This is a genomic window from Allosphingosinicella sp., assembly GCF_036403745.1.
GTDB lineage: Bacteria > Pseudomonadota > Alphaproteobacteria > Sphingomonadales > Sphingomonadaceae > Allosphingosinicella.
The window spans coordinates 53,901-70,443 of the sequence record NZ_DASWQI010000085.1 but is presented as its reverse complement, the minus strand read 5'-3'; the positions used below and the strand labels follow the sequence as shown (position 1 = coordinate 70,443).

General features: G+C 68.0%; 26 protein-coding genes and 1 tRNA gene. 14 read left to right on the top strand and 13 right to left on the bottom strand.

Annotated features, from left to right (window positions below; all coding sequences use genetic code 11):
• Positions 1-2: 2 nt before the first annotated feature.
• The gene (gene surE / locus VGC56_RS16445; RefSeq protein WP_464126603.1) at positions 3-764 is read right to left on the bottom strand and encodes a 5'/3'-nucleotidase SurE; all 762 of its coding nucleotides are present in this window, start codon (positions 762-764) and stop codon (positions 3-5) included.
• Positions 765-850: 86 nt separating this feature from the next.
• Here surE and VGC56_RS16440 point away from each other — a divergent pair, with 86 nt between their 5' ends.
• Together VGC56_RS16440 and VGC56_RS16435 are read left to right on the top strand one after the other, a co-directional pair.
• Positions 851-1,294: a host attachment family protein gene (locus tag VGC56_RS16440; protein ID WP_464126601.1), complete on the top strand. Its 444-nt coding sequence runs from the start codon at positions 851-853 to the stop codon at positions 1,292-1,294.
• A gap of 71 nt (positions 1,295-1,365) precedes the next feature.
• Positions 1,366-1,905, top strand: a complete 540-nt coding sequence (locus VGC56_RS16435) for a hypothetical protein (RefSeq protein WP_464126600.1) — start codon at positions 1,366-1,368, stop codon at positions 1,903-1,905.
• An 81-nt stretch (positions 1,906-1,986) separates the two neighbouring features.
• Here VGC56_RS16435 and VGC56_RS16430 read toward each other — a convergent pair whose 3' ends face one another.
• A complete protein-coding gene (locus VGC56_RS16430) occupies positions 1,987-2,727 on the bottom strand; it encodes a PEP-CTERM sorting domain-containing protein (RefSeq protein ID WP_464126598.1) in 741 nt (246 codons plus the stop codon).
• A gap of 99 nt (positions 2,728-2,826) precedes the next feature.
• On the opposite strand from VGC56_RS16430, the gene VGC56_RS16425 reads away from it, so the two are divergent.
• Both VGC56_RS16425 and dksA read left to right on the top strand, forming a co-directional pair.
• Complete coding sequence (locus VGC56_RS16425) at positions 2,827-3,102, top strand: hypothetical protein (protein ID WP_464126597.1); 276 nt, start codon at positions 2,827-2,829, stop codon at positions 3,100-3,102.
• 179 nt (positions 3,103-3,281) lie between these two features.
• Positions 3,282-3,686 carry an RNA polymerase-binding protein DksA gene (dksA, locus tag VGC56_RS16420; protein WP_464126631.1) on the top strand — a complete coding sequence of 135 codons (405 nt, stop codon included), beginning with the start codon at positions 3,282-3,284 and terminating at the stop codon, positions 3,684-3,686.
• A gap of 299 nt (positions 3,687-3,985) precedes the next feature.
• Here the strand turns inward: dksA and VGC56_RS16415 are convergent, their stop codons facing one another.
• Positions 3,986-4,144 (bottom strand): YdcH family protein, encoded by a 159-nt coding sequence (locus tag VGC56_RS16415; RefSeq protein ID WP_464126595.1) that lies wholly within the window; start codon positions 4,142-4,144, stop codon positions 3,986-3,988.
• A 161-nt stretch (positions 4,145-4,305) separates the two neighbouring features.
• Here VGC56_RS16415 and VGC56_RS16410 point away from each other — a divergent pair, with 161 nt between their 5' ends.
• Complete coding sequence (locus VGC56_RS16410; RefSeq protein ID WP_464126594.1) at positions 4,306-4,518, top strand: YdcH family protein; 213 nt, start codon at positions 4,306-4,308, stop codon at positions 4,516-4,518.
• Positions 4,519-4,547: 29 nt separating this feature from the next.
• On the opposite strand, the gene VGC56_RS16405 is transcribed toward VGC56_RS16410, so the two are convergent.
• Positions 4,548-4,721, bottom strand: a complete 174-nt coding sequence (locus tag VGC56_RS16405; RefSeq protein ID WP_464126592.1) for a hypothetical protein — start codon at positions 4,719-4,721, stop codon at positions 4,548-4,550.
• A gap of 159 nt (positions 4,722-4,880) precedes the next feature.
• On the opposite strand from VGC56_RS16405, the gene VGC56_RS16400 reads away from it, so the two are divergent.
• The 3 genes from VGC56_RS16400 to VGC56_RS16390 are packed head-to-tail and all read left to right on the top strand — an operon-like array spanning position 4,881 to position 6,953.
• Complete coding sequence (locus VGC56_RS16400) at positions 4,881-5,345, top strand: DUF1465 family protein (protein WP_464126590.1); 465 nt, start codon at positions 4,881-4,883, stop codon at positions 5,343-5,345.
• A 40-nt stretch (positions 5,346-5,385) separates the two neighbouring features.
• Entirely contained in the window at positions 5,386-6,525 is a 1,140-nt protein-coding gene (locus VGC56_RS16395; RefSeq protein ID WP_464126589.1) for an iron-containing alcohol dehydrogenase, read from the top strand.
• Positions 6,522-6,953 carry an acyl-CoA thioesterase gene (locus VGC56_RS16390; protein ID WP_464126587.1) on the top strand — a complete coding sequence of 144 codons (432 nt, stop codon included), beginning with the start codon at positions 6,522-6,524 and terminating at the stop codon, positions 6,951-6,953. Before VGC56_RS16395 ends, VGC56_RS16390 begins: the two co-directional genes overlap by 4 nt.
• A 154-nt stretch (positions 6,954-7,107) precedes the next feature.
• On the opposite strand, the gene VGC56_RS16385 is transcribed toward VGC56_RS16390, so the two are convergent.
• On the bottom strand, positions 7,108-7,446 hold the full coding sequence (locus VGC56_RS16385; RefSeq protein WP_464126585.1) for a GIY-YIG nuclease family protein: 339 nt from the start codon (positions 7,444-7,446) through the stop codon (positions 7,108-7,110).
• A 27-nt stretch (positions 7,447-7,473) separates the two neighbouring features.
• Entirely contained in the window at positions 7,474-8,433 is a 960-nt protein-coding gene (locus tag VGC56_RS16380) for an NAD(P)H-dependent flavin oxidoreductase (protein WP_464126584.1), read from the bottom strand.
• 186 nt (positions 8,434-8,619) lie between these two features.
• Between VGC56_RS16380 and VGC56_RS16375 the strand changes: the two genes are divergently transcribed.
• Positions 8,620-8,823 carry a hypothetical protein gene (locus VGC56_RS16375; protein ID WP_464126583.1) on the top strand — a complete coding sequence of 68 codons (204 nt, stop codon included), beginning with the start codon at positions 8,620-8,622 and terminating at the stop codon, positions 8,821-8,823.
• A gap of 85 nt (positions 8,824-8,908) precedes the next feature.
• Positions 8,909-9,865 (top strand): hypothetical protein, encoded by a 957-nt coding sequence (locus tag VGC56_RS16370; protein WP_464126582.1) that lies wholly within the window; start codon positions 8,909-8,911, stop codon positions 9,863-9,865.
• A 70-nt stretch (positions 9,866-9,935) separates the two neighbouring features.
• On the opposite strand, the gene VGC56_RS16365 is transcribed toward VGC56_RS16370, so the two are convergent.
• Entirely contained in the window at positions 9,936-10,367 is a 432-nt protein-coding gene (locus tag VGC56_RS16365; RefSeq protein WP_464126580.1) for a DUF3775 domain-containing protein, read from the bottom strand.
• Between the two features lie 168 nt (positions 10,368-10,535).
• On the opposite strand from VGC56_RS16365, the gene VGC56_RS16360 reads away from it, so the two are divergent.
• Together VGC56_RS16360 and VGC56_RS16355 are read left to right on the top strand one after the other, a co-directional pair.
• Positions 10,536-10,612: transfer RNA gene (locus VGC56_RS16360), tRNA-Met, on the top strand.
• Between the two features lie 79 nt (positions 10,613-10,691).
• Positions 10,692-11,054 carry a diacylglycerol kinase gene (locus tag VGC56_RS16355; protein WP_464126578.1) on the top strand — a complete coding sequence of 121 codons (363 nt, stop codon included), beginning with the start codon at positions 10,692-10,694 and terminating at the stop codon, positions 11,052-11,054.
• A 119-nt stretch (positions 11,055-11,173) separates the two neighbouring features.
• Here the strand turns inward: VGC56_RS16355 and VGC56_RS16350 are convergent, their stop codons facing one another.
• The 3 genes from VGC56_RS16350 to VGC56_RS16340 are packed head-to-tail and all read right to left on the bottom strand — an operon-like array spanning position 11,174 to position 13,421.
• Positions 11,174-12,193, bottom strand: coding sequence for an aldo/keto reductase (locus VGC56_RS16350; protein ID WP_464126630.1), 1,020 nt, complete (start codon positions 12,191-12,193; stop codon positions 11,174-11,176).
• A 40-nt stretch (positions 12,194-12,233) separates the two neighbouring features.
• Positions 12,234-13,001, bottom strand: a complete 768-nt coding sequence (locus VGC56_RS16345) for an SDR family NAD(P)-dependent oxidoreductase (protein WP_464126577.1) — start codon at positions 12,999-13,001, stop codon at positions 12,234-12,236.
• A gap of 3 nt (positions 13,002-13,004) precedes the next feature.
• Positions 13,005-13,421: a (R)-mandelonitrile lyase gene (locus tag VGC56_RS16340; protein ID WP_464126575.1), complete on the bottom strand. Its 417-nt coding sequence runs from the start codon at positions 13,419-13,421 to the stop codon at positions 13,005-13,007.
• Positions 13,422-13,514: 93 nt separating this feature from the next.
• Here VGC56_RS16340 and VGC56_RS16335 point away from each other — a divergent pair, with 93 nt between their 5' ends.
• Positions 13,515-14,420, top strand: a complete 906-nt coding sequence (locus VGC56_RS16335) for a LysR family transcriptional regulator (protein WP_464126573.1) — start codon at positions 13,515-13,517, stop codon at positions 14,418-14,420.
• 127 nt (positions 14,421-14,547) lie between these two features.
• The gene (locus tag VGC56_RS16330) at positions 14,548-14,781 is read left to right on the top strand and encodes a hypothetical protein (protein ID WP_464126571.1); all 234 of its coding nucleotides are present in this window, start codon (positions 14,548-14,550) and stop codon (positions 14,779-14,781) included.
• A gap of 72 nt (positions 14,782-14,853) precedes the next feature.
• Here the strand turns inward: VGC56_RS16330 and VGC56_RS16325 are convergent, their stop codons facing one another.
• The 3 genes from VGC56_RS16325 to VGC56_RS16315 all read right to left on the bottom strand — a co-directional run bounded on the left by VGC56_RS16325 (position 14,854) and on the right by VGC56_RS16315 (position 16,307).
• The gene (locus VGC56_RS16325) at positions 14,854-15,006 is read right to left on the bottom strand and encodes a hypothetical protein (RefSeq protein ID WP_464126570.1); all 153 of its coding nucleotides are present in this window, start codon (positions 15,004-15,006) and stop codon (positions 14,854-14,856) included.
• A 115-nt stretch (positions 15,007-15,121) separates the two neighbouring features.
• Positions 15,122-16,006 (bottom strand): hypothetical protein, encoded by an 885-nt coding sequence (locus VGC56_RS16320; protein ID WP_464126568.1) that lies wholly within the window; start codon positions 16,004-16,006, stop codon positions 15,122-15,124.
• A gap of 142 nt (positions 16,007-16,148) precedes the next feature.
• Positions 16,149-16,307 carry a transposase gene (locus VGC56_RS16315; RefSeq protein ID WP_464126567.1) on the bottom strand — a complete coding sequence of 53 codons (159 nt, stop codon included), beginning with the start codon at positions 16,305-16,307 and terminating at the stop codon, positions 16,149-16,151.
• Positions 16,308-16,543: the final 236 nt, after the last annotated feature.

The following is a 16,543-nucleotide window of genomic DNA, read 5'->3' as shown; positions in this document are numbered from 1 at the left end:
CGCTAATAAAGCCGCCGCATCCGCTCGAGGCCGGGCTCATGGGTCATGTCGAGGTGGAGCGGGGTGACGGAGACGTAGCCGTCAGCGATGGCTTCGAGGTCGGTCGCGTGGCCCGGCGTGTGGACGAGCGAGCCGAGGCCGAACCAGAAATAGTCATAGCCCCTCGGATCGGTGCGCTGCTCGATCCTGAGGCGGCCATAGCCGCGCAGGCCCTGCCGGCAGACGCGGATGCCCTTCACCGCCTCGGGCGCGAGGGCGGGGAAGTTGACGTTGACGAGGGTGCGCGGCGCCATCGGCGTCGCGATGAGCGGGGCGAGGACGCGCTCGGCCCAGGCTTCGGCGGCGGCGAAAGGCACGGTGTCGCCCATGCCTTCCTTGGCGTAGGCCTGGCTCAGCGCGATCGACGGGATGCCGGCGAGGGCGCCTTCCATGGCGGCCGAGCAGGTGCCCGAATAGGTCACGTCCTCGGCGAGGTTGGCGCCGCGGTTGATGCCGGAGAGGATGAGGTCCGGGGCGGCGTTCTTCAGGATGTGGGCGAGGCCCATCATCACCGAATCGGTCGGCGTGCCGGCGACGCAGAAGCGGCGCTCGCCGAGCTTGCGCAGGCGCACCGGCCTGGTGAGCGTCAGGGAATGGCCGGTGCCCGATTGCTCCTCCGTCGGGGCGACGATCCAGACGTCTTCGGAGAGGCGCGCGGCGATGCGCTCGAGGAGCTTCAGGCCGCTCGCGTTGACGCCGTCGTCGTTGGTGAGGAGGATCCGCATCGCCATGCGCTAGCGGCGGCGGACAGGGGCGGCAACCATCGCGACGGGTCGGGCGTTCGCTTGGAGGACGGCAAAAGGAGACAAGAATGCAGGTTCCGCACAACAGCTTCGTGGTCGTGGCCGACGGCCGCAAGATGCTCTTCTTCCGCAACGAAGGCGACGCGGAGTTCCTCAAGCTCGAGGTCGAGCGCAAGCAGGTGCAGGACAATCCGGCGGATCGCGACCAGAAGACGGACGGGCCCGGCCATACCTTCGACGCGTCGGGCGGCGCCGGGCGCAGTGCCTATGAGGAAGTGGATTTCCACCAGCTGGCGGAAGACCGGTTCGCCGCCGAGACCGCCGAGATGCTGCGGATGCGGGCGCTCAGGAACGAGTTCGAATCGCTGATCATCGTCGCGCCGCCGCGGACGCTCGGCGAGCTGCGCAAACATTATCACAAGGAGGTCGAGAAGCGCCTCGCCGGCGAAGTGGCGAAGGATCTGACTGGCCATCCCGTCGCGGAGATTGAGAAAATCCTGCAGGCGGAATAGGTTCGCCGCTCTCGGCCGCGGGGGCGGGTCCGAGCCACATCCTGGTCATAACCCAAGGAGCTCGAAAGACTGTGCGTAGATTCCCCATCCTGATTGCCATTTCGCTTACCACTGTGGGCGTGGCCGGTGCCGCCTCCGCCCAGACTCCCGCGCCTGCCCCCGCTGCCGCAGCACCGGCGGCGATCGCCGCGGGCGCCGTCGTCAAGGACACGAACGGCGGCGACGTCGGCACCGTCACCCGCGTCGATGGGCAGTTCCTCATCGTCAAGACGGACAAGCACGAGGTGCGGCTGCCGTCGAACGCCTTCACTCCCAATAACGGCGTGCTGCTGTTCGGCATGACCCAGGGCCAGCTCAACGCCGAGGTCGAGAAAAGCCTCGCCGCAGCCGCCGCGAAGATCGCGCCTGGCGCGGTCGTCACCGGCACGGGCGGCGCCACCGTCGGCACGATCACCGCGGTCGATGCCGATACGGTGACGATCAAGCTCACGTCCGGCGCGCTGGTGCGGGTGCCGAAGACGGGCGTCGCCCCGAGCGGCAACGGCGTCGTCGTCGGCGCGACGGCCGCGCAGCTCGAAGCGTCTGCCAAGGGCGCCGCTCCGGCGAAGTAACGAGGCGCTCGTCAGGCAAAGGAAAGGCCGCGCCCCCGGGAGAGTGGGGCGCGGCCTTTTTCGTGTGTCGCGGTCGGTGGCTCAGTCCGCCTTGCGGCTCGCGCGGCGGCGGGCGACGAGGCCGATCGCGCCGGCGCCGAACAGCAGGGCCATCGGCGGGGCGGGCACTTCGGTCGGCGGGCCGCTCGACGTGCCGGTCGTGCCGGAGCTGGTCGAGGAGCTGCCGCTCGTGCTCGAGCTGCCGCTGGTGCTGGACGAGGTCGAGGAGCTGGTGCTCGACGAGGTCGAGGCGCTGGTGCTCGACGAAGTGGACGAGGTGGACGAGACGCCGCTCGACGTGGAGCTCGAGGTCGAGCTGCCGCCGCTGGCGCTGGAGGTCGAGCTTCCGCCCGACGACGTGCTGGTCGAGCCGCCGCTGGAGGTCGACGCGGTGAAGAAGGCGTTGCCGCTCGAGCCGCCGAAGAAGCCGCCCGAGAAGAAGCCGCCGCCGAAGCCGCCGCCGCCGCTGCCGCCGACGACGATCGCCGGGACGCCGCCGCCGCCGGAGACTTCCGGAACCGGCATCGGCATCGGCGCGGGCGCCTGCATCGCATAGGTGCGGGTGGTGATCGTACGCGCCGGCCGGGCGACGACGCAGGTCGCGTGGGCGACGCGGCGGGTCCGGTAGACGGTCTTCGCCTTGACGGCGGCGTGGGCGTATTTCTGCCCCTTGCTGTGGTGGACGATCGCCGGGCGGGGCCGCGGGTTCTCGGCGACGTGGACGGCGCTTCCGCCGATCACGGCGCCGCCGGCTGCGCAGGCGCACAATTTAGCGAGAGCCATTTTTACCGACATAGCGACGCACCCTGTTAAGTGGCGCTGGATGCGGCCTTCGAAGTCCCCGGGGGGACAGACGACGGTCTCATCCGGCTGATTGGACGAATGGCGAAGAACGCGAAAGGCGCAAGCGCGTTAACCAAGATGTGGCTTGGAAATGCCCGTTTAATGGGCCTTTCGGGGACTTCCGTCCCATTCGAGGACAGGCCGCTTGCGAGCATTTACGCCGGTGCCGGCGCGCGGATGCGGCGGCGGCGACTTGGGGCTTGCGAGTCGCACGTGATTCGCGGCCTGCCGCACGCCCGGCCCGTCCTGGCGCGCGGCAAATATGTCACGCCGTCTCGTCAAAAGGACGGTGATTTTTTCGCCCTATTTGAGTGACTTGTTATGCCCCTTTGCCGCGCGTATAGGCGCGCTGGGGCTCAGGCCGACCTATTCCCGGACGACTCGGGGGCGGCTGTTGGGATTTGCAGGCGGAAGGGGCCTGCGGGTGTAGCGGAGGGGTTATGGCTACGGCAGTCAGTGATATCTTCAGTCAAGGTGCGGTCGCCTTCGGCGCGATGGTGGATGCCTATCGTCCGAGCGCGAACGAGGAGTTCATGAATCCGATGCAGCTCGCCTATTTCAGGCAGAAGCTGCTCAACTGGAAGGACGAGCTGCTCCGCGAATCGGCGGGGACGATGGCGCAGCTGAAGAGCGGCCCGATCCGCGAGGCGGACGTCACCGACCGCGCTTCGTCGGAGACCGACTGGTCGATCGAGCTTCGGACCCGCGACCGGCAGCGCAAGCTCATCGCCAAGATCGAATCGGCGCTGCGCCGCATCGAGACCGGCGAATACGGCTTTTGCGAAGTGAGCGGCGAGCCGATCTCGCTCGCCCGTCTCGAAGCCCGGCCGATCGCGACGATGACGGTCGAGGCGCAGGAGCGCCACGAACGCAACGAACGCGTCAGCCGCGACGACTGAGACGGATAGGCCCCGGTTTTTCCGGGGCCTTTTCGTTTCGAGCTTCGATCAAGCCGCGGACGTTCGCGTCGCGGCGAAGCCGCTTTTACTCGCGCAGAGACGCAGAGGCGCAGAGACGCCCTGCCAGATGAACACTGTGGAGCTAACCGCGGCGGCTTTGACAGCAGCGGACTCTCTGCGCCTCTGCGTCTCTGCGCGAACCCATCTTACCTTTTTCAGCCCTTCGGGCTTTCGGGCATAAGAAAGGGCCCGGGCGCTGGTGCGCCGGGGCCCGTTTCCGTCCGCGAGTGGCTTGAGGCCTAATGGAGGCCGACAATCTCTTCCTTGACGCGGAGTTTTTCCTTCTTGAGCCGGGATATCGCTGCCATGTCGGGCAGGGGTCGCTGGGTTTCGTCGGCGATCCGGGCCTCGATGTCGGCGTGTTTCGCCTGCAGTGCCGAGATATGCGGCTGTTGCATTCCCATCTCCTTGTTGCTGCGCTTGCCGGAAGGTTAAACCATGCGTTCGCTCGTGCTGTCTCCCCGATTGGGACGGCTGCCGCGATATGTACGACAGCCCGTTGATCGGCTAATCTGTACGCCTGTCGGACGGGCTTGAGTAGAGGGTAAGCGAAAGGCGCATGGGGAGCTTCGAGGGGGCGGAAATCGGTAATGCGGCACGGCTGGTGCGGCTGCGCACCGAGCATCGCGACCTCGACGCGGCGATCGATGCATTGCGCGGGGCCGCCGCGACGGACCAGCTCCAGCTCGCCCGCTTGAAGAAGCGCAAGCTGCGCCTCCGGGACGAGATCGCCGCGATCGAGGACGCGATGATCCCGGACATTATCGCCTAGCTGCTCCCGCCGCTTGGACGGGGGCGCAGTCAGTAGCGGTGGTCGCGGCGGTGGCGGTCGCAATCGTAGCGATGGTCGTGGCGGTCGCCGCGGTCCCAGCCGCCGCGGCCGGGCCGGCAGCGCTGGTCGGCGCAAGCCGTGAGGCTGAGGCCGAAGCTGGCGATGAGGAGGAGGGCGGTGGCGCGGAACGCGGATGCACGCATGGCTTGTGACTCCTGCAGGGCGGCGCGTCGGTCGGGGCCGCCGGCGCACCTACACACGGGGAGAGCAATCGTTCCGCGTCCGTCCCCGGGACGGACAGTGCGGCGTTCACCTTCTTTCGCCATTCCCGCGGCGGCGCGGCTGTGGCAGTCCTCTGCGTCATGGCCAGCGAAGACGCCCGCACGACCCTGACGCCGAAGCTCGTCGCCTCGCTCTACACGGAGGCGATGGTGCTGGCCGACGAGGCCCGCTCCTATTTCGAGCGGCAGGGCCGCGACGATCGCGACGCGCTCGATCCGATCGTGCGCGTCTCCTTTTCGTGCGAGTCGCTCAAGGTGACGACGCGGCTGATGCACGTCATCGCCTGGCTGCTCACCCAGCGCGCCGTGGAGGCGGGCGAGCTCAGCCCGCTCCAGGCGAGGACTCCGGGCCGCCGGCTTGGCGAGGCGCCCGATTCGGATGAGGCGCTGCTCGCCCGGCTGCCCGCCGAAGCGGTCGCCCTCATCGCCGCCAGCCGCGACCTCTACGCCCGCGTCCGCCGGCTCGACGCGCATGGCGCCGACACCGCGCCGCCGCAGCCGAGCCCGGCGCGCAGCCTGCTGAGCCGGCTCGAACGGTCGTTCTAACGGTTCGACTCCGGCGCGAAGGTGGCGCTAGGAAGCGGCCATGATGTCCTTCCAATTCTCCTACGGGCCGAAGCTCCTGTCCGGACCGGGAAGCGCCGCGCGGCTCGCCGAGTTGCTGCCCCCGGGGCCGTGCCTGTTCGTCACCGATGCGGATTTACGGCGGATCGGGCTTCCCGATGCGGCGCTGGGGGCGCTGGCGGAGGCGGGGATCGAGGTGCGGTTGTTCGATGCGGTCGAGGCCGATCCCTCGCGCGAGACCTTGCTGGCGGCCGTCGAGGCCGGGCGGGGGTGCGCGTCCGTGGTGGGCTTCGGCGGGGGCAGTCCTATGGATGTGGCCAAGCTCGCCGCCTATCTGCTCGGCAGCGGCGACGAACTGGAGGAGATCTGGGGCGTCGGCAAGGCGGTGGGGACGCGGCTGCCGCTGGTGCTGGTGCCGACGACGGCGGGGACCGGTTCCGAAGCGACGCCGATCAGCGTCATCACCGTTGGCGGCAGCCTCAAGCTCGCGGTGAACAGCGCGCCGCTGACGGCGGACTGGGCCTTGCTCGACGCCGACCTGACGCTCGGCCTGCCCCGCGCCGTCACCGCCGCCACCGGCCTCGACGCGATGGTCCACGCGATCGAAGCTTACACCTCGGCGCGCCTCAAGAACCCGGTGTCGGACGCGCTCGCCCGCGAGTCGCTGCGGCTGCTCGCGGCGAACCTCCAGCGGGCGTGCGAGGTGCCGGAGGACAGCGACGCCCGCTCGGCGATGCTGCTCGGCGCCCACCTCGCGGGCGTTGCCTTCGCCAACGCGCCCGTCGCCGGGGTGCACGCGCTGGCCTACCCGCTCGGCGGGCATTTCCACGTGCCGCATGGCGTCTCGAACGCCCTGATGCTGACCCACGTCCTCGGCCACAACCTCCACGCCGCGATGCCGCTTTATGCCGAGCTCGGCGCTTTGCTCGATCCGGCGCTGGAGGGGGAGGGCGCGCAGGCGCAGGCCCAAGGCTTCGTCGAGCGGATGCGGAGCCTGTGCATCGCGGCGGGCGTGCCGCTGCGGCTGTCCGAGGTGGGGGTCGGCGAGGCGGACCTCGACCTGCTCGCCGCCGAGGCGATGAAGCAGGAGCGGCTGCTGGTGAACAATCCCTGCCCGATCGGCGAGGCCGACGCGCGGCGCCTCTACGCGGCGGCCCTGTGAGCCGGGAGGCCCTGCAGGGGCGGGACGCCTATCGCGCCTGGCGCGACGTACCAACGCGCTGGGCCGACAACGACGCCTACGGCCACGTCAACAACACCATTTACTACACCTGGTTCGACACGGTGGTGAATGCGTGGCTGATCGAGGCCGGCCTGCTCGACGTGACGGCGGGCGATCCGATCGGCCTCGTCGTCGAGACCGGCTGCCGCTACGCCCGCCCGCTCGCCTTTCCGGAGGCAGTGGACGTGGGGCTGGCGGTGGAGCGGCTCGGCACGTCGAGCGTGCGCTACCGGCTCGGCGTGTTCGCCAAGGGCGCGAACGAGGCGGCGGCGGAAGGCTTCTTCGTCCACGTCTATGTGGACCGCGAAACGCGTCGGCCGGTGCCGCTGCCCGAAGCGTGGCGGGAGAAATTGACCCCCCTCTGCTGAGGTTTCGGAACCCCGTCCTCCCTGTCGCGAAGCGATGGGGAGGGGGACCGTGCGAAGCATGGTGGAGGGGCCTTGCGGACTCCGAGGCCCCTCCACCACCCTTCGGGTGGTCCCCCTCCCCATGAGGCTTTGCCTCACAGGGAGGATTGGATCTCTAAATCGCCACCGCGCCCAATTGCTCGCGCCAATGCTCCGCGCGGTTCTTGAGGATCGCGTCGCGAAGCTCGGGACCGGCATCGTCGTCCTCGAACAGCTCGAGCCGCTCGAAGGCGAAGGCCGCTTCGCCGTGCGCCCTGGCGGCGGCGAGGAGGGTGCGGTGCGGGGTGCTGGCCATCTTGATCGCGAATTGCAGGCGTTTCTCGATCGCCTCGAGGTCGCTGGAGCGGCCGACCCAGCATTCGCCGGTCGGGGTGCAGCGCAGCGCATAGATGCCGGCTGGCGCCTTGCGCTCCTTCCACGCCGCCGCGGCGGCCTTGCGGTTAGTCTTGTCCATGAAAAATCGGTCCTAACGATGATCGCGCTACGCCGCGAGCAGCTTCGCCTTCGCCTCGGCATATTCGCGGGCGAGCTGCGCGACATACTCACCCGCGGCCTGTACCTTGTCGATGGCGCCGATGCCCTGGCCGGAGCCCCAGATGTCGCGCCATGCCTTTTTCGCGCCCTCGGCGCCGGCGAAGTTCATCGTCTTCAAGTCGCCCGCCGGGAGGTTGTCGGGATCCATGCCGGCGGCGACGATCGATTGGCGGAGGTAATTGCCGTTCACGCCGGTGAACAGGCTCGAATAGACGATGTCCGAGGCGCGGCCGTCGACGATGCCCTTTTTGTATTCCGGCTGGGCGTTGGCTTCCTCCGTGGCGATGAACGGCGAGCCGATATAGGCGAGATCCGCCCCCGCCGCCTGCGCGGCGAGGACGGCGCGGCCGGTGGCGATGGCGCCCGACAGGCAGAGCGGCCCGTCGAACCATTGCCGTATCTCTTCCACCAAAGCGAAGGGCGACAGCGTCCCGGCATGGCCGCCCGCGCCCGCCGAGACGGCAATGAGGCCGTCGGCGCCTTTCTCCACCGCCTTGCGGGCGAAGCGGTCGTGGATGATGTCGTGGAGGGTGATGCCGCTCCAGCTGTGCACCCCCTGGTTCACCTCGACGATCGCGCCCAGCGACGTGATGACGATCGGCACCTTCCACTTGGCGCAGGTCGCCATGTCCGCTTCCAGGCGATCGTTGGAGCGGTGGACGATCTGGTTCACCGCATAGGGCGCGGAAGGGGTGTCGGGATGGTCCCGGTCCCACGCCGCCAGCTCCTCGGTGATACGGTGGATCCATTCGTCGAGCAGGGCCTGCGGCCGCGCGTTCAGCGCCGGGAAGGAGCCGACGATCCCCGCCTTGCACTGGGCGATGACGAGGTCCGGGTTGGAGACGATGAACAGGGGCGCGCCGATGACGGGGAGGCGCAGCCGGTCGAACAGGGGGGGCAAGCTCATTGCGCTTCCATAACGGCCGGCCTCGCCCGCGGATAGCGCCTAAGGAATTCGCCCCATCCGTCTCCATTCGGGACAGCCGTTTTTGCCCTCTGGCCAATGGTCAAGGCCTGCGTAAGCGTGATTTTCGCGGCCTTTCCCACCCACGTCGAGAGCCGCTTCGAAGCTTCGTCCAACAGGAGAATTTCCATGCGTGATCTCACCACCACCGAACTGGGTTTCGTCTACGGCGCCGGCAGCTGCGGCAAGCCCTGTTCGCCCCCGCCGTCGTGCGGCGGCGGCTCGAAGGGCAAGGGCACCGGCTCGAAGGGCCACGGCTCGAAGAGCTGCGGCTCCAAGTCGAAGGGCTCGAAGTCCAAGTCCAAGGGTTCGAAGGGCCGTTGCGGCTGCTAAGCCCCAACGCGTCTTAACGCCGTTGCAAGGCCGGGCGGGTATTCCCCGTCCGGCCTTTTGCTTTGGGAAGACGGGACGTCGCGGCATGAAGAAGAGCGCATCGCAGCAGGCGCGGGGCGGCGAGCCGCCCGCCGAGGCGCATGAGGAATTGGTCTGGCTGCTCGGCCAGCCGCACCTCGCCGATTATCTCGAGTTCGTCCGCGACAAGGTGATCGGCGGATCGGCGCAGGACCCCCGCGCGCTTGCCGACGAATGGCGCTCCGCCAACGATCATTATCATGCGCTCGAGGTCGACGAGGCGGGGATCGCCGACAGCGCCGAATGCCTGCCGCTGCCCAAGGCGCTGAACCCGCTGGCGAAGGCACTGGGGCGCTACCCTTATTATCGCGACACGTACGACACGCTTCCGACCGAAATCCGCATGGTCGAGCTGTCGAAGCTGATCGCCTCGCAGTCGAGCGTCAGCCCGGGCTTTTCGGGGGAATTGAAGGCGAAGCTCGGCCGCCAGCCGACCGACGAGGACCTGTTCCGCTTCTGCCTGCCGACGGAGCGGCCGCCGCCGCCGGCGCAGGCGCGGCGTGTGGGCTCCAACCGCTGGCTTTTCACCTCCGAATCCACCGATTTCCGGCTCCACAGGACGCAGCTCCTTGATCCCATGAAGATCGTCGAGCTCGCGACCTTCGGCCCGGCCAGCCACGTGCTCGCTTTTCCGGTCGGCTTCGGCTCCAACTTCCTGTCGGTGGTGAAGAGCGACAACCGGCTGCTCCTCCAGAACGGCTATCACCGCGCCTACACCTTGCTGGCGGCGGGCTTCACCCACGCGCCGGCGGTGGTGCAGACGGTCACCCGCAAGGACGAGCTGGCGGTGGCGGCGAACGAGGAGGTGGTGGCGAACGCCGCCTTCTACTTCCTCTCCGCGCGCCCGCCTTTGCTGCGCGACTATCTCGACCCGAAGATCGGCAAGCGCCTCAAGGTGCGGCGGATGGTGACGAGCATCGAAATCGAGGTGAAGACGCGGGTGTCGACGGACTACCCGGCGTAACCCCGAGCACCGTCAGGCACAGCATCTACCACCAGACCCGAACGGACTTTGCCCTCGTTCGCGGCCGAACCTAGTCGATCTGCCCGACGCCCTCGCAGCTGAAATCGAACGCCGCCAGGCCGGCCTCCAGGTGCGAGGCGAGGAGGGGCATGTCCATCAGCTCGTCGATCGAGCTTTCGGGGTCGGTGTCGTTCGCTTCCGCGAAGGCGTCGTCCCACTCGGTGGCGTCGTAGGTGCCGCGGCCGACCCAGGCCAGAGCGAGGGTCTCGGCGAGCTGGTCGTCGGCGAGGTCGTCGAGCGCGGCGCGCATCTCCTCCTCTACGCCGGTGTTGAGCTCGTCCTCGAGGACCGAGCGGGCGCCGCCCGAGGCATCGTCGTCATCGTTATAATCGTCGACGTCGTCGGCATCCTCGTCCGGGTCCTGGGCGGGAACCTGGGCTTCGTTCTCGCGGGCGCGGATGATGATCCGGCACAGCGTATCGAGCGGGGTCAGCAGTTCCATTTCCTAATCTCCGTTGGCCCGCAAACGTGGGGAGGGGCGAGCCGGTTCCCCCTCGCCCAAAGGGGTGGGAGGAGAGGCCCGCGACGGCGGCAAGCGCCGGTTGACCCGCGCGGCGGCGCTCGCCTATAGGCCCGCGACGCCGGCGCCACGGGCGCGGCGGCCCGATGGGGCGGAGTAGCTCAGCTGGTTAGAGCAGCGGAATCATAATCCGCGTGTCGGGGGTTCAAGTCCCTCCTCCGCTACCAACCCTTTCTCATTCATCGTTGCACCGCCTCTCCATGGCCGGAGGACAAAGGCTGCGCGCCGCAAGCGTAGCGGTTGCGCATGCCTGGTTGGAAGAACGCGCCCTTTCACCGCCGTCTGAGCTTCGCGGTTTCGGGGATCGTCCGGACGGCCCGGCAGGAGAAGAGCTTCCGGACGCAGCTGGGGCTGGCCGCGGGCGGCGCTGCAGGCGTTGCGGCGGTGCGGCCGGCTCTGGTCTGGGTCGCCTTGTTCGTCCTCGCGGCTGCGCTGGTGCTGGCGCTGGAGTTGATCAACGCCGCGTTGGAGGCGGCGCTCGACCGGATTCACCCGGAGGCGCATCCGGCGATCGGCGCCGCGAAGGATGCCGCCGCGGGCGCGGTTCTGGTGGCGAGCATCGCGGCGGCGGCGGTCGGCGGGCTGATAGTGCTGGCTGGCTCAGGCTGAGCGGCCTCGGGGTGGCCGTTCCTCCCCCGTCACCCGGCCTTTCTCGATGCGCAGGACGCGTTCGCAGCCGTCGAGGGTTGAGCGGCGGTGGCCGATCATGATCAAGGTGATGTCCCGGATCAGGCGTCGGCGCGGGCCGGCGGCGCCTCGCGGCCGACCATCGCCATCTGCGCGGGCGAGTAGCGGTCGCCTTCCGGCTGGATGTGGGAAGCGCCTTCCTCGATCGTGCGCAGGTCGTCCGCGTTCAATTCGACGCTTGCCGCGGCGATATTCTCCTCGAGCCGGTGGAGCTTCGTCGTGCCCGGGATCGGGGCGATGTACGGCCGCTGGGCGAGGAGCCAGGCGAGCGCGATCTGCGCCGGCGTCGCCCCCTTCTCCGCGGCGACACGGGCGAGCAGGTCGACGAACGCCTGGTTCTTCTCCATCGCCTCGGGCTGGAAGCGCGGGATCCCGGCGCGGAAGTCGTTCGCCGGCAGGCTGCCCTTGGCCATCGCGCCTGTCAGGAAGCCCTTGCCGAGCGGGCTGTAGGGGACGAAGCCGATGCCGAGCTCGTCGCAGGCGGCGAGAATCCCGTTCGTCTCGGGCGCCCGCCACCACAAGGAATATTCGTTCTGCACCGCCGCGACCGGCTGCACCGCATGCGCCCGGCGCAGCGTGTTCACCCCGGGCTCGGACATGCCGAAATGCCGCGCCTTGCCCTCGGCGATGAGGTCGCGGACGGTGCCGGCGACGTCCTCGATCGGCACCTCGGGGTCGACCCGGTGCTGGTAGAGAAGGTCGATCGTCTCGACGCCGAGCCGCCGCAGCGACCCCTCGACCGCCTGGCGGATCCGCTCCGGCCGGCTGCTGACGCCGCGATTCTCGCGCGTCGCGGGGTCGATGTCGAAGCCGAACTTGGTGGCGATCACCACCTGGTCCCGCACCGGCCGCAGCGCCTCGCCGACCACCTCCTCATTCTCGAACGGGCCGTAGACTTCGGCGGTGTCGAAGAAGGTCACGCCGCGCTCGAACGCGGCGCGGATCAGGGCGACGCCCTCGTCCTTCGGCAATTGGGTGGCGTAGCTGAAGCTGATCCCCATGCAGCCTAGGCCGACGGTCGAGACTTCGAGGCCGCTGTTTCCGAGCTGGCGGGTCGGCAGTCGATGGATGGTCATGACGGAGTCCTTGTGCGGTTGCGGTTCAGGGGAGGGCGGCGCCGGTGATTTCGGCGAGACGGTCGAGCAGGCGGTCCTGGAAGGCGGCGTCCGTAGCTTCGGCGGCGGGCTGCTCCTGGCGCAGATGGTGCCAGTAGCGGCCGCTGACCTGCGCGCCGGGATCGTCGCTTACTGCAAGCCAGCTCTGGGTGTGCTGGCCGGTGTCGAGGTCGACCGGCGCCGAGGCTCCGCCCATCCGCGTCCGCACCCAGCCGGGATCGACGGCATTGCTGAGCACCTCCGGCCACCGCCGGGCCAGCGCGAAGGCGAGGGCGACGACGTGCAGCTTGCTCTCGGCATAGGCCGTCGCGCTGTCCCAGCGGCGCCGCCTCCAGTCCAGATCGTCGAGCGAGCCTTCGCCGCCGCGATGGAGCCCGCTGCTGAGGTAGACGAGCCGGCCCGGCCGCTCGATCAAAGCGGTCAGCAGATAGGGCGCCAAAGTGTTGACGGCGAAGATCGTCGCGTGGCCCTCGGCCGTCTCACCGCGGCTGCGCTCCGAATAGACGCCGGCATTGTGGATCACCGCGTCGATGCTTCCGATCGCGTTGACCTGCTCGGCCACGCCGCGGGTTTCGGCGGCGCTGGCAAGGTCGCCGACCGCGATGCCCACCGCCCGCGCCGCCAACGTGCCCAGGGCTGCAGCGCGCGCGCCATTGCGGGCGTGGAGGATGACCTCATGTCCGCCATCGAGGAGCGTCTCCGCAGCCGCGCGGCCGAGGCCGTCGGTGCTTCCGGTGATGAAGACCCGCGCCATCGCTCAGCCCTCCGCGCTCGCCTCAATGCCCAGATATTGCGCGTCGGTGACATGCTCCATCCAGGTGACGGGCGAGCCGTCCAGCGATTCCTGAATGGCGATGTGGGTCATTGCGGTCGTCGCCGTCGCGCCGTGCCAATGCTTGTGGCCGGGCGGGCACCAGATGACGTCGCCGGCCCGGATCTCCACCCGCGCCTCGCCCTCGCACTGGGTCCAGCCAATGCCCTCCGTGACGATCAGCGTCTGGCCCAGCGGATGGGTGTGCCACGCCGTCCTCGCGCCGGGCTGGAAGCTGACGCTGGCGACGCCGATCCGCGACGGCTCGGGCGGGCTGCTCAGCGGCTCGAGCCGCACCTCGCCGGTGAACCAGTCCGAAGGCCCTGGCTGGGAGGGCCGTGTTCCGGCGCGCTTCAATAACATCGTCTTTCTCCTTGACCTGCCCGCCATCTAGGCGCCGCCGGTGCCTGCGATTAGGCGGGACAATCGGCATGAACCTGTGAGATACCCTCAACAATGCCCCGCCAGACGATCAACGACCTGCTCGCGTTCCGCGCCGTCGCCCGCGAGCGCAGCTTCACGCGCGCCGCCGCAATCATGGGCGTCTCGCCCTCGGCGCTCAGCCACGCGCTCCGCAGCCTTGAGGAGCGGCTCGGCGTGCGCCTGCTTACCCGTACGACCCGCAGCGTCGCGCCGACGCAGGCAGGGGAACGACTGTTGGCGACGATCGGTCCGCATTTCGACGGGATCGAGGCAGGGATCGCCGCGCTCACCGCGCTTCGCGACAAGCCGGCGGGGACGATCCGCATCACCGCGGGCGAACATGCGGCCGAAGCGATCCTGTGGCCGGTGCTCGGGGAGCTGCTTCCGCGCTACCCGGATATCCATGTCGAGGTGAGCGTCGATGCCGGCCTCACCGACATCGTCGCCGGCCGCTTCGACGCCGGCATCCGCCTCGGCGAGCAGGTCGCGAAGGACATGATCGCGATGCCCATAGGCCCAGAAATGCGCATGGCCTGCGTCGGCGCCCCCGCTTATTTCGCACGCGCACCTCGGCCGCGCGTCCCACAGGATCTCGCCGCACACGCCTGCATCAACCTGCGCTTCGCAACCTCGGGCGGCCTCTACGCCTGGGAGTTCGAAAAGGACGGCCGCGCCCTCAACGTCCGCGTCGAAGGCCCCCTGACGTTCAATTCCTCCCGCATGTGCCGCCGCGCCGCCCTGGACGGCTACGGCCTCGCCTTCCTCCCCGAAGACCAAGTCGCCGCCGACTTCGCTGAAGGCCGCCTGGTCCGCGTTCTCGAGGACTGGACCCCGCCCTTCCCCGGCTACCACCTCTATTACCCCAGCCGCCGCCAGCATTCCCCGGCCTTCGCCCTGCTGCTGGAGGCGCTGCGCCGGGCGCACGACCCTCTTCAGTGACAGGTACGTACCTGTCACCGCTCCGTCCCAGGTACGTACCTGTCACCGCTCCGTCCCTCGAAGCAGACCTTAACTTTGCTGTCGTACACCGGCCCGTTCAACGCAGATGCGATCGCGGAGACGTGACGTGAGCATGATGGGTCGGTACATCTGGGGCCTCGCGGTGCTCACATTCACATGGGGGCTTCTCGTCTATGGGTCGCCGAGCCCGCCCGATCATCGCAACGGTGCGCTCATCATGGCCTGGGGGGGATTGATGGCCGCATTGCTGCTCTTTCGCGACCGGCCGATCATCCGCATCCTGCGAGCCGTAACGGTTGCTCCGATGCTACTTACCCTGGCCTATTGCGCTTTGAAGTAGACAGGATAGCCGTGACCGCACGGCGGGCCGTCAGGCAAGGGACCAACGGAGCGAACCAGCGAGACCGCCCCGCTAAACCCCAGCAAAGCCCCGTACATCCCGCACCAGCGCCGCCAGACACGCCTCCCCGGCGCGCAGCTCCCACACCTGCTCCGCGACAACCAGCTCGATCTTCACCGCCAGCGCCGCAAGGCCGGGCGCCGGCCTCCGCAACAACTGCACCATCGCCCGCAATTCCTCGTAACCCTAAACTTGTTTGGCGCTTGTCCCTTTTAAGCATGTACCGTGCTTTTTACGGGGTGGGCTCCAACTTGGAATGGAGATTGTTGAAGCTGCGGCCCTAGTTGCCGCGATTATGGTCGGGCAGGTACAGGCCGCGGACTTGCCATCCGGTAGGATTTCCTTCGCCGTCGAACGCGGAAGGAATCCACCATACGCGTTGTGCGAATGTCCGCCGATGGCGTTGTTTGAAAACGTCCATGTACTCGACGACACCCCAAACATAGAGGCCCATGTCGCCAATACCGTTCTTGACGGAAAGCGCCATGTCGTCATCAACGCGCCCGGGAGCGATGGCCGTTATCGCCCCGTCCTGCATCGGATCGAGAATATTCCCACCCCCCCATTCCTTAGGCAGCGGGTATTTGAAAGTGTCGGGCAAGGGGATCGGCAGAACGTCAGCGGCTATCTTAAAGCGGACATGGCGAGCTACAGTGTTGCCTCTGTTCACAAGAAGCGGGTCGGCCTGGAATCTAAGCCCGCGGTCCTGATAGAGCCCACCTCCGATCAAGATAGCAACATACGCCCGCATTTGGATCTTGCTAAACTCTCGCTGGGTCTCAGCCATCTGTTCCGTGATTTCTACGCTGCGAACAATCTGAGCGGCGTTCACGGCCATGGACCCAGCTACGCCCTCCATCGCCTTGGCGGCTCTAGCGGCCTCCTGAATAGACCGCTCCATTTTCTCGGCTTGAGAATCGCTGGTCGATTTAGCGTCTTTGGCCAAGTCGGTGGTGGCCCTCCACAGGCGAGCGGTGTAGATCACAAGGCCGGTGGTCGCGATGGCAAGCCACAGGGTGAGAAGGGAAATCGGCTCGATCCAACCCGCCGGTATCGTGGGTTCTGGCTGGCTTTCGTGAGCGCTTGTGGTTTGGGTGCCGTGCTGTCCTACGGCTACATCTGGTGGGCTGGCTGGCGCTACCGCCGTGGTCGTCGTATTCCCCATGATCGCCTTATGGCAAACACGACACGGAGTGGAAAGAATGGTTGAGGAGCACGAGCACCATCGCCGCTTTAACGGGCTCCTGAAAGCAATGGCCTCCGGAACAGCGCCTAGCGAGGGAAAGACAACATCAGGCGCTCAAGCATCAGCTGCGGAACGTGACGAATGTTGACCGGTACTCAAACTCGCCCAGATACTTCGGAAGGTACTTCGCGCTGACGCGGATATGCGTCCGCTTGATGCCGCGCTTTAGCTGAGCCCAGAAGCCCTCCATCGCGTTCACGCCGTGGCCTTGGGCGTTCACATATTGCCCGTCTTGTGGTCGAAGCCGCACATGACATAGAACGAATCGCGCAGCGGGGTGCGGGTGCGACCCTGAACTCGCCGTAATTTTCGCGGCTCCGGCCGGCACCGGGGCGGGTTTGACCCAGCACCGGCCCGGCAACGGCACGGTAAGCACCCGGCACCCGCACGGTACGCACCCGGCACCGACACGGTAAGCGCACGGCCGGGACTCGACAGCCGCACCATCGCTCAGCC